The following is a 10,981-nucleotide window of genomic DNA, read 5'->3' on the forward strand; positions in this document are numbered from 1 at the left end:
AGATGACGTATTGGCCTGAAAATGCATGACGCACTGGTCTGAAGGATAGATGACGTATTGGCCTGAAAATGCATGACGCACTGGTCTGAAGGATAGATGACGCGCTGGTCTGAAAATGCACGACGTACCGGTCTAAAGGTATAGATGGCGTACTGGCCTTAAGAATGGGTGATGCGCTGGCCGCAAGGGGCATAACGTGTCCCCTGATTCCGATGCGCCACGCTGAAAAAAAGGCCGCCTGATTGCTCAGGCGGCCTTTTATGCAGGCACGGCAGATTACTTTTTAATACGGATTACCGGCGTTTCGCCTACGGTCACGCTACCCGTCAGCTTAACCAGCTCTTTGATCTCATCCATATTGGAGATAACCACCGGCGTCAGCGTAGATTTCGCTTTTTCTTCCAGCAAAGGCAGATCGAATTCGATGATCACATCACCTTTCTTCACCTTCTGGCCTTCTTCAGCGATACGCTTAAACCCTTCACCCTTCAGTTCAACGGTATCAATCCCGAAATGAACGAACAGCTCAATGCCGCTATCCGATTCAATGGAAAAGGCATGATTGGTTTCAAAGATTTTACCAATGGTGCCGTCAACAGGCGCTACCATTTTGTTGCCGGCAGGTTTGATGGCGATACCGTCGCCAACAATTTTTTCCGCAAATACCACGTCCGGCACGTCTTCAATATTTACGATTTCGCCGGACAGCGGTGCCACGATCTCAATGGCACCAGATGCAGTATCTGACTTATCGCCAAAAAGTTTTGAAAACAAACCCATGATCTTCTCCTAAGCAGTAATATTTGGCCAGCGCTTCTGGATCTCAGCAGAGTGTTTTTTCTTCAATGAACTTGTTGACCAGGTTCATCAACTCTTCCGCTGTCGGTTGAGCCAGAGCCTGTTCTGCTAACGCCTTAGCATCTTCAAAATTCGTATTACGAATAATTTTTTTGATGCGCGGGATAGAAATGGCACTCATGCTGAATTCGTCCAGCCCCATTCCCAGTAACAGTAGTGTAGCACGTTCATCGCCTGCCAGCTCACCACACATCCCTGTCCATTTTCCTTCAGCGTGAGATGCGTCAATAACTTGCTTAATTAATGTCAGCACGGAAGGGGTCATTGGGTTGTATAAATGCGAAATCAGATCGTTACCGCGATCGACCGCCAGCGTGTACTGCGTCAGGTCATTAGTGCCGATACTGAAGAAATCGACTTCTTTTGCCAGATGGTGCGCGATTGCGGCTGAAGCAGGCGTTTCTACCATAATGCCGGCCTCAATCTTTTCATCAAAGGCTTTGCCTTCTTCACGCAGCTGCGCTTTCAGCATTTCCAGCTCGGCCTTCAGCGTGCGAACTTCTTCAACGGAAATGACCATGGGGAACATGATACGCAGCTTGCCGAAAGCGGAAGCACGCAGGATGGCACGCAGCTGAGCGTGCAGGATTTCCGGACGATCCATAGCGATACGGATAGCGCGCCAGCCCAGGAACGGGTTGTCCTCTTTCGGCAGGTTCATGTAAGGCAAATCTTTGTCGCCGCCGATATCCATCGTGCGGACGATAACCGCCTGAGAACCGACTGCTTCCGCCACAGCTTTATAGGCCTGGAACTGTTCTTCTTCGCTTGGCAGCGAGTCACGGTCCATAAACAGGAATTCGGTACGGTAGAGGCCGACGCCTTCAGCGCCGTTGCGCTCTGCACCCGCGACATCGCGCACGGTGCCGATATTGGCGCAAACTTCAACCTGATGACCGTCAAGCGTAATCGCCGGCAGATCTTTCAGCTTGGCCAGGTCGTTCTTTTCCGTCACATACTGATGATGAATCGCTTTCAGTTCATCAATCTGCTCTGGCGTAGGATTAACGTAAACCTGGTTGTTTACGCCATCCAGAATCAGATAATCGCCATTCTTCACCTGGCTGGTCACGTCGCCCGTGCCAACGATGGCCGGCAGCTCCAGCGAGCGCGCCATAATGGAAGTATGGGAAGTGCGGCCGCCCAGATCGGTAATAAAGCCGAGCACTTTGTTCAGGTTCAGCTGCGCGGTTTCAGAAGGCGTCAGGTCTTTGGCAACCAGCAGCACTTCTTCAGCAATCGCGCTAAGATCGACGATATGCAGGCCAAGAATGTTTTGCAGCAGACGTTTACCGATATCGCGCACGTCAGCGGCACGCTCTTTCAGATATTCATCGTCCAGTTCTTCCAGCGCTTTCGCCTGGCCTTCAATGACGGAGTGGGCAGCCGAATCGGCCGAGGCCAGCTCATCTTTAATCAGGGCTATGATTTCCTGCTCAAGCTCTTCGTCTTCCAGCAGCATAATATGGCCTTCAAAGATGGCCTCTTTCTCTTCGCCAAATGTCTCACCGGCTTTCGTTTTGATCGCCTCAAGCTGCGCAGCAGCCTTGGTGCGACCGTCGAGAAAGCGCTGGACTTCCTGCTCAACCTGGTCGGTAGTAATTTTTTTCCGGTTGATGACTATTTCATCTTCTTTCAGCAGAAGCGCTTTGCCAAAAGCGATACCCGGTGATGCTAAAATGCCTGAAATCATAACCCTACCTTTTTATTTACTGATACTCGCGAGCGAGAAACTGCGGCGAACCCGGCACCGGTAAACAACCCGGCGGCCACCCGCATCTGACAGGCGCTCCACTGTATTAAAACAACAACGCGGACATGCTGTCCGCGATCAATTATGTTGCAATAAAGTGCCTGTCGCGTGGAAAAAGCTGACGCTTATTCGAGTTCGGCCATCAGTTTGACCAGGTGCTCAACGGCTTTCTGCTCGTCTTCGCCTTCTGCAGACAGCGTCACAACGGTGCCCTGAGTCAGGCCCAGCGTCTGCAGTTTGAACAGGCTCTTGGCGCTGGCAGATTTGCCGTTGGAGGTCACGGTAATTTCAGAAACGAAAGCCTTGGCTTCTTTAACAAACTGAGCGGCAGGGCGAGTGTGCAGACCGTTAGGCGCGGTAATGGTAACTTCTTGCTGGAACATGTTGTTTCCCCAACTTAATTTATTTGGCGTTATTCCAAAGCTTAGCCTGACGGCGCCGCTTTGGCCTGAATGTCTCGCGCAGGTCCGTGTTTAACAACGTGCCAGAAATGCGCCGAAATATGACAGATAGCGCACGGATAACATGACGCACCGGCTGCGCTTTCTCCCTCTTCATTATGCCGTGCTTTCTGCTTTCGCGCCAAACCGGTAAATCGATTCAGCCACAGGCAATTGACGCAGCGATTAATTTTGAGGTTCGAAATAATTGGTTGCTTAGATACCAGACACCCGCGGGTAAAAGCAATGTAGAAAGTGGCAAAAGTTTGACGCGCTCCACAAAAAAGCACCCCGGCGGGTGCTTTTTCAGACAGTTTCAGGAAGCCGCCAGCACTACTGTAATTCTTTCTCGGTGAACAGATCGGCAAACAGAGCCGTGCTGAGGTAACGCTCGCCGGAAGAGGGCAGGATCACAACGATATTTTTATTGGCAAAAGCTTCGTCTTCCTGCAGCTTAAGCGCGGCGGCAACCGCTGCACCGGAGGAAATTCCCGCCAGAATACCTTCTTCTTCCATCAGGCGACGTGCGGTAGAAATAGATTCTTCGTTGGTGATGGCCACGACGCGATCGACCAGAGCCAAATCCAGGTTAGCCGGGATGAAACCCGCGCCAATGCCCTGAATTTTATGCGGGCCAGGCTTGATCTCTTCGCCAGCAAGCGCCTGAGCAATGACCGGGGAATCCGTAGGCTCTACCGCCACGGCAATAAGATCTTTTTTGCCTTTGGTATTTTTGATATAGCGCGTGACGCCGGTCAGCGTACCGCCCGTGCCAACGCCTGCGATAAAGACGTCAACCTCGCCGTCGGTATCTTCCCAAATTTCTGGCCCGGTGGTTTTTTCATGGATTTCCGGGTTAGCCGGATTGCTGAATTGCTGCAACAGCACAAACTTGTCCGGATCGCCGGCCACGATTTCTTCCGCTTTGGCAATCGCGCCTTTCATGCCTTTGGCGCCTTCCGTCAGGATCAGGTTCGCACCCAGCGCCTTCAGCAGTTTGCGACGCTCCACACTCATGGTTTCCGGCATGGTCAGCGTCAGCTTATAGCCGCGTGCGGCGGCCACGTAGGCCAGTGCAATGCCGGTGTTGCCACTGGTTGGCTCCACCAGTTCAATGCCAGGTTTCAGGATGCCTCTTTTCTCGGCGTCCCAGATCATGTTGGCGCCGATACGGCATTTAACGCTGAAGCTCGGGTTACGGGATTCGACTTTAGCCAGAATGCGTCCGTTACCAATCCGGTTCAGTCGAACCAGAGGCGTATGGCCGATTGTTAACGAATTGTCTTCATAGATCTTACTCATAACCCGTCCTTAACTGTATGAAAAATGGTAACAGCATCAAGCATACCCGGTTCAATTTTTCAAGGAAGTAAAGAAATAGTATATATATATGTTCTGTAGCGATAAGGATAAAACAAAAGGCATAAGCCTTATTGTCGCTGCCCCAGGCCGCTGCGATAACGATCGACCCACATCGCGGTTGCGCCGCAAACGGCTACAGGCATAATCGCCAGATTCAGTATCGGTACCATTGTGAATAAACTCACCAGCGCGCCAAACTGCATCACGTCAGTTTTGTGCTGTTTCAGCGATGTGCGCATCTGCCGGAAACTGACCTTGTGGTTATCAAACGGATAATCGCAGTACTGGATAGAAAGCATCCAGGCGCTGAATAAAAACCAGAGCACGGGGGCGACCGTTTGCCCAAATCCAGGGATGAAATAGAGCAGTAGCAATACCACCGCGCGCGGCAGATACCAGGCCAATTTCTGCCATTCACGTTTCATGATGCGCGGAATATCCTTCAGCATACCTGTCCAGCCACTGTCGGGCAGGGTTTTACCGGTGAGCCTGGCTTCCAGCTGCTCGGCCAGCAACCCACAAAAGGGCGCGGCTATCCAGTTAGCTACGGTTGAAAAGAAATAGCTGAAGACCAGCAGCACAAAAATAACCGTCAGCGGCCAGAACAGATAGTTGAGCCACTGCAGCCAGTCCGGTACAAAGGACATTAAGGCAGGGAGCCACTGCTTAAGCTTAAAAAAGAGCCAGACGAACGCGCCGCCCATCAGGACAAAATTGAGCACCAGCGGCACAATAACAAAGCGGCGGATGCCGGGCAGACGAATCAGCTGCCAGCCCTGCGCGAAATAGTGAATTCCATTACCGGAAGCGCCGGTACGGTGTATAGCCATGTCTGCTTTCCTTACGTTAACAAGCCGTGCACGGCTATCATAACTCAGCCGTTTGCGCTGAGCCGAAGAGATTTGCGCGAAAAAACAGCAAATAACTGTGTCGTTTCACGCTTATTTGTCAGAAAATACTGCACGGACTTGCACTTGTGCAGCGGGGCAAATACAGTTAGGGGATAAAGTTTGCCGCGGTGGCAAGGTATTGGAACAACAGAGAATACAATGATGCAGGATTTGCGTCTGATATTAATCGTTGTTGGCGCGATCGCTATAATAGCGCTTCTGCTTCACGGCTTCTGGACCAGCCGTAAAGAGCGCTCATCCGTTTTTCGCGATCGTCCTCACAAACGTTTAAAACAGGATAGAGAAGAGGCTTTTGACGACGTTGACGATGACGCGGGTAACGCTCGCGGCAAAAGCCCTCGTGTGCGTAAAGCAGAAGAAAGTGAGCCGGCGGTCGGCAGTGTTGACGAGCCAGTGTCGCCGCGTCCAACCCGAATGCGCGCCCAGCCAGAACCTGTTCGCCATCAGCAGCCTGTGGATGAATCTCCCGAGCTGGACCCGCTGTTCGGCGGCGAGTTGCCGTACGAACCCGATGATGAACCGCCTGTTCCGGTAAGCCGCAAACAGCCGGAAGCGCCACAGCCTGCTCCGCAGCCCGTTCGGCCTTCCCAGGTTCAGCCATCGCAGCCGGTTCGACCACAGCCACCTGTTCAGCCGGAACCCGCCTTTGCGGTCCCGGAGCCTGAACCGGAAGCAGAGCCCGAGCCACAGCAGCCGGAAGCACCGCAGGAAAAAGCTAAAGAAACGGTACTGGTGCTGCACGTCAGTGCTCATGCCGGTGGCGTCCTGAACGGTGAAGCCCTGTTGCAGGGTGTGCTGCAGGCTGGTTTCCAGTTTGGTGAGATGAATATCTTCCATCGCCATCTCAGCCCGGCAGGCAGCGGCCCTGTGCTATTTAGCCTGGCGAATATGGTCAAACCCGGCTCGTTTAATCCAGAAGAAATGGGCGATTTCTCTACGCCTGGCGTCTCTATCTTTATGATGGTGCCTTCTTATGGAGATGCGAATCAGAACTTTAAGCTGATGCTGCAGTCTGCCCAACGTATTGCTGATGACGTGGGGGGCGTGGTGCTGGACGACGAGCGCCGTATGATGACGCCGCAAAAGCTGGAGACCTACAAAAACCGCATTCGTGACGTTATTGAGGCGAATGCCTGAGTTACCGGCACGCCTTCCTCTCTGTACACAAGACCCCCGCCAGTCGGGGGTTTTTTATCGCTATGGTGCCGCTATGGAATCCGTACAAGAAAAAATCATCGCTCTGCAAACCACGCTCCGCCATTACGAATACCAGTATCACGTGCTTGATGAGCCGGTAGTGCCGGATGCCGAATACGATCGACTGATGGGGGAGCTGCGCAAGCTGGAAGCCACCCATCCCGATCTGGTTACGCCTGATTCGCCAACCCAGCGTGTAGGCGCCGCTCCGCTGAGCGCGTTTGAACAGGTACGCCATGAAATCCCGATGCTGTCGCTGGATAACGCTTTTGATGAAGAGAGCTATCTTGCCTTTAACAAACGCGTGCAGGACCGGCTGAAAAGCGTGGATGAAATCACGTTCTGCTGCGAGCTGAAGCTGGATGGTCTTGCGGTCAGCCTGCTGTATGAAAACGGCCTGCTGGTGCGTGCGGCGACGCGCGGCGACGGCACCATTGGTGAAAATATTACCTCTAATGTGCGCACCATTCGTGCCATACCGTTGCGGCTTCATGGCGACAATATTCCGGCACGCGTTGAAGTGCGTGGTGAAGTTTTTATGCCGCAGGCAGGCTTCGAGGCATTGAACGAAGAAGCGCGTCGGACCGGCAGTAAAGTTTTTGCCAATCCGCGCAATGCTGCCGCTGGTTCGCTGCGCCAGCTCGATCCGCGCATTACCGCTAAGCGTCCGCTGACGTTCTTCTGCTATGGCCTGGGCCTGCTGGAAGGGGGAGAAATGCCTCGTAGTCATCTGGGACGGCTACAGCAGTTTCAGGCCTGGGGATTACCGGTCAGCGACCGCGTACGTCTCTGCCATTCACCGGAAGAAGTACTGGCGTTCTACCGTAACGTAGAGGCGGATCGCGCTACCCTCGGCTTCGATATTGATGGCGTGGTCATTAAAGTTGATTCGCTGGATCTTCAGGAGCAGCTGGGCTTCGTAGCACGCGCGCCGCGCTGGGCAATAGCCTTCAAATTTCCGGCTCAGGAACAGATGACGCATGTGCGCGACGTTGAGTTTCAGGTAGGCCGTACCGGGGCAATAACGCCGGTTGCCAGGCTGGAACCGGTACAGGTAGCCGGCGTGATGGTCAGCAACGCTACGCTGCACAATGCTGACGAGATAGAACGTTTGGGATTACGCATCGGCGATCGGGTGGTCATCCGCCGTGCGGGCGACGTTATCCCACAGGTAGTGGGCGTAATTGAGGCCGAGCGTCCGGCGGATGCCAGAGCGGTAGCCTTCCCGACCCACTGCCCGGTCTGCGGCTCTGATGTAGAACGCGTAGAGGGTGAAGTGGTGGCTCGCTGTACCGGAGGCCTGATTTGCGGCGCGCAGCGTAAAGGCGCGTTAAAACACTTCGTTTCCCGCCGTGCGATGGACGTAGACGGGATGGGCGATAAGATTATCGACCAGCTGGTGGAAAAAGAGTACGTCAAAACGCCAGCCGATTTGTATAAGCTGACCGCGGGTAAGTTGACCGGTCTGGATCGTATGGGGCCGAAATCTGCACAAAACGTCGTGGACGCGCTGGAAAAATCGAAGCAAACCACGCTGGCCCGTTTCCTTTATGCTCTGGGCATTACCGAAGTGGGCGAAGCAACGGCAGCCAATCTTGCCGCACATTTTGGCTCGCTGGAGAGTATTATCAGCGCCGATCTGGACGCCCTGATCGGCGTGCAGGATGTCGGTAAGGTGGTCGCTGCTCACGTACGAAATTTCATGGATGAAGAGAGCAATCGTGACGTCATCCGCCAGCTGGTGGAAGAGGCCGGTATTCACTGGCCAGCAGTCACGATCGTCAAAGCAGAAGAGATAGACAGTCCTTTCGCCGGTAAAACGGTGGTTCTGACCGGCTCGCTGACGCAGCTTTCGCGCGATGAAGCCAAAGATCGCCTGGCCGCGCTGGGCGCTAAAGTCAGCGGCAGCGTCTCGAAAAAAACCGATTTGGTGATCGCCGGTGAAGCCGCGGGTTCCAAGCTGGCTAAGGCGCAGGAACTGGGAATCGCGGTAATCGACGAAGCAGAAATGATCCGATTGCTGGGTGAGTAAATGGAAAAAGAGCATCTGGTTGAGATTGCGAACACCGAAATGCCTTTTGGGAAATATAAAGGGCGTGTCCTGATCGACCTGCCGGAACCTTATCTGCTGTGGTTTGCGCGTAAGGACGAATTCCCTGCCGGTCACCTGGGTGAGCTACTGCAGCTGGCGCTGGCAATAAAGATTGAAGGTCTGGAAGGCCTGGTTAAGCCGCTCAAAAGAAACTGAGCAATCGGAAGAAGTGGCCTTCCTTTTCCAGATCTGGCATTGGCCATAAAGATTGACGATCCGGAAGGCCGGTTTAACTCACTCAAAACGCTGAAAAATCGGGGGAGGCAGCCTCCCCCGATGCGGTTATTTTTGCGACTCTACAACCGTTTTAGTTTTCTGCACGGGCTTTTCTGCCTGTTTTTCGCCTGCTTTTTTATAACGCTGCGCCAGTACTGAGCAGACCATCAGCTGCACCTGATGGAAAATCATCAGCGGCAGCACGATGATGCCCACGGCAGCGGAAGGAAACAGGATATTCGCCATCGGGACGCCGTTTGCCAGGCTCTTTTTTGACCCGCAAAACAGGATGGTAATTTCGTCAGCCCGGTTGAAACCGAACAGACGTGCCGCCAGCAGGTTAACGGACAGCGCCACAAACAGAATGCCGAGGCTGCCGATCAGGATATAGAGCAGGGTCATTGCGCCAACGCGATGCCAGATGCCGTTTACCACCGCTTCGCTAAAGGCGGAGTAGACCACCAGCAGAATGGAAGCCTGATCCGTTTTGCCAATCAGCCCACGATGCCTTTCCACCCACTCTGCAATCCAGCGCCGAGAGATATGGCCCAAAATAAAGGGCACCAGCAGCTGCAGCATAATGCTGCCAATCTGTGCCAGACTACCGCTGGCGGCATCGTTATGCACATTCATGACCAGCCCGACCAGCAGTGGCGAGATAAACACGCCCAGTAAACTGGAAGCCGAGGCACTACACACCGCCGCCGCCACGTTGCCACCTGCCAGCGAGGTCAGCGCAATCGCCGACTGCACGGTTGCGGGCAAAATGCAGAGATAGAGAAAACCGGTATAGATTTCTGCACCGACCGGCAGCGGATGCCACCAGACAAACAGCAGGCCAAAGCAGGGAAACAGCACGAAGGTACTTATCATTACCCACAGGTGCAGTCGCCAGTGGCCGCCACCGGCAATAATTTTCTCCCGCGACAGTTTGGCGCCGTGCATAAAAAACAGCAGGGCGATAGCGGCCGTGGTAAGCCATTCAAAGAAAGAAACGAAATGACCGCGCGCGGGCAGGAAGGTTGCCAGCAGCACGGTGATGATCAGCTTAACCATCATGGGATCGAGTCGGAGAAACCGCATTGTTAATGCCTCGTTAATAAAAACAATGTCGCTATTGTGCGCCCGCCGGGTTTAGAAATAAAATTGATTTATTGAATTCATATATGAGTTAAATCGATGAATTATACGCTCAGGCAGCTGCGGGTATTTGTCGCCGTCGCGCAGCAGAAAAGTTTCAGCCAGGCGGGGCAAATGATAGGGCTTAGCCAGTCAGCGGTGAGTCATAGCGTCAAAGAACTGGAAAGCGAAATGGGTATTCGTTTGCTCGATCGCACCACGCGTGAAGTTATGCTAACCGAAGCTGGCGTGCAGCTGGCCAGTCGTCTGGAGCGCCTGCTGGAAGAGCTGAACACCACGCTGCTGGATGTGCGTAGCTACGGACAGCAGCGCAGCGGGACGGTCAGGATCGCCGCCAGCCAGACGATTTCCGCGCATCTGATGCCGCAGTGCCTGGCCGCCAGCCAGCTGCAGTTTCCTGAAATCAAAATCATGCTGCGCGATCGGCCGCAGCAGTGGGTGCTGCAAAGCATCCGCAATGCGGAAGTGGATTTCGGTATTGTGATAGGGCCGCTGCAGGTAGACGATCTGGAGGGCGAAGCGATTCTGGAAGAGCCTTTTCTGCTGCTTTGTCGCCTGGACGATCCGCTCGCCGCCGAACAAGAAATTAGCTGGCGGATGCTGAATAATCGGCTGTTGGTGCTGCAGGACTATTCATCAGGCAGCCGGGTATTGATCGATGAGGCGCTGCGTTTGCAGCAGGTAAAAGTGGACATTGTCCAGGAAATTGGGCATCCGGCGACACTTTATCCGATGGTGGAGGCAGGAATAGGCATCAGCATTTTGCCGGCGCTTGCGCTGCCGCTGCCGGAGGGAAGGCCGCTATTGGTAAGGAGGATAACGCCGGAAATCAATCGTTCCATTATGCTGGTCAGGCGAAAAAATCGCTCGCTGTCGCCTGCGGCAGACGTTATCTGGCAGGAAGTGCGCCAGCAGGCTCTCCTGCTGACGCAGCAACGTACGCTCACACCTGCGTTTCAAATATAAACGTTGAGCGAATGGCTTGCGTTTGGCCGGTTTACGCCATCAGCTA

The 10,981-nt window shown here is 53.8% G+C and carries 10 protein-coding genes; 4 read left to right on the forward strand and 6 right to left on the reverse strand.

Annotation, left to right across the window (positions count from 1 at the left end):
- Positions 1-276: 276 nt before the first annotated feature.
- The 5 genes from crr to cysZ all read right to left on the reverse strand — a co-directional run bounded on the left by crr (position 277) and on the right by cysZ (position 5,243).
- A complete protein-coding gene (gene crr, locus RTK32_RS06525; protein WP_125289601.1) occupies positions 277-780 on the reverse strand; it encodes a PTS glucose transporter subunit IIA in 504 nt (167 codons plus the stop codon).
- Between the two features lie 43 nt (positions 781-823).
- On the reverse strand, positions 824-2,551 hold the full coding sequence (gene ptsI, locus RTK32_RS06530) for a phosphoenolpyruvate-protein phosphotransferase PtsI (protein WP_312042668.1): 1,728 nt from the start codon (positions 2,549-2,551) through the stop codon (positions 824-826).
- A 185-nt stretch (positions 2,552-2,736) separates the two neighbouring features.
- The gene (gene ptsH / locus RTK32_RS06535) at positions 2,737-2,994 is read right to left on the reverse strand and encodes a phosphocarrier protein Hpr (protein ID WP_125289603.1); all 258 of its coding nucleotides are present in this window, start codon (positions 2,992-2,994) and stop codon (positions 2,737-2,739) included.
- Positions 2,995-3,384: 390 nt separating this feature from the next.
- Positions 3,385-4,353, reverse strand: coding sequence for a cysteine synthase A (gene cysK / locus RTK32_RS06540; protein WP_312042669.1), 969 nt, complete (start codon positions 4,351-4,353; stop codon positions 3,385-3,387).
- Positions 4,354-4,481: 128 nt separating this feature from the next.
- Entirely contained in the window at positions 4,482-5,243 is a 762-nt protein-coding gene (gene cysZ, locus RTK32_RS06545; protein WP_312042670.1) for a sulfate transporter CysZ, read from the reverse strand.
- A gap of 219 nt (positions 5,244-5,462) precedes the next feature.
- Here cysZ and zipA point away from each other — a divergent pair, with 219 nt between their 5' ends.
- The 3 genes from zipA (at position 5,463) to RTK32_RS06560 (ending at position 8,769) form a co-directional block, all read left to right on the forward strand.
- The gene (gene zipA, locus RTK32_RS06550) at positions 5,463-6,461 is read left to right on the forward strand and encodes a cell division protein ZipA (protein ID WP_312042671.1); all 999 of its coding nucleotides are present in this window, start codon (positions 5,463-5,465) and stop codon (positions 6,459-6,461) included.
- 73 nt (positions 6,462-6,534) lie between these two features.
- Positions 6,535-8,553, forward strand: a complete 2,019-nt coding sequence (ligA, locus tag RTK32_RS06555; RefSeq protein WP_312042672.1) for an NAD-dependent DNA ligase LigA — start codon at positions 6,535-6,537, stop codon at positions 8,551-8,553.
- Positions 8,554-8,769, forward strand: a complete 216-nt coding sequence (locus tag RTK32_RS06560) for a DUF3820 family protein (RefSeq protein ID WP_312042673.1) — start codon at positions 8,554-8,556, stop codon at positions 8,767-8,769.
- Positions 8,770-8,895: 126 nt separating this feature from the next.
- Here RTK32_RS06560 and RTK32_RS06565 read toward each other — a convergent pair whose 3' ends face one another.
- Complete coding sequence (locus RTK32_RS06565; RefSeq protein WP_312042674.1) at positions 8,896-9,912, reverse strand: bile acid:sodium symporter family protein; 1,017 nt, start codon at positions 9,910-9,912, stop codon at positions 8,896-8,898.
- 96 nt (positions 9,913-10,008) lie between these two features.
- Between RTK32_RS06565 and RTK32_RS06570 the strand changes: the two genes are divergently transcribed.
- A complete protein-coding gene (locus RTK32_RS06570) occupies positions 10,009-10,935 on the forward strand; it encodes a LysR family transcriptional regulator (protein WP_312042675.1) in 927 nt (308 codons plus the stop codon).
- Positions 10,936-10,981: the final 46 nt, after the last annotated feature.

Source organism: Erwinia sp. (assembly GCF_031978025.1).
Taxonomy (GTDB): Bacteria; Pseudomonadota; Gammaproteobacteria; order Enterobacterales; family Enterobacteriaceae; genus Erwinia.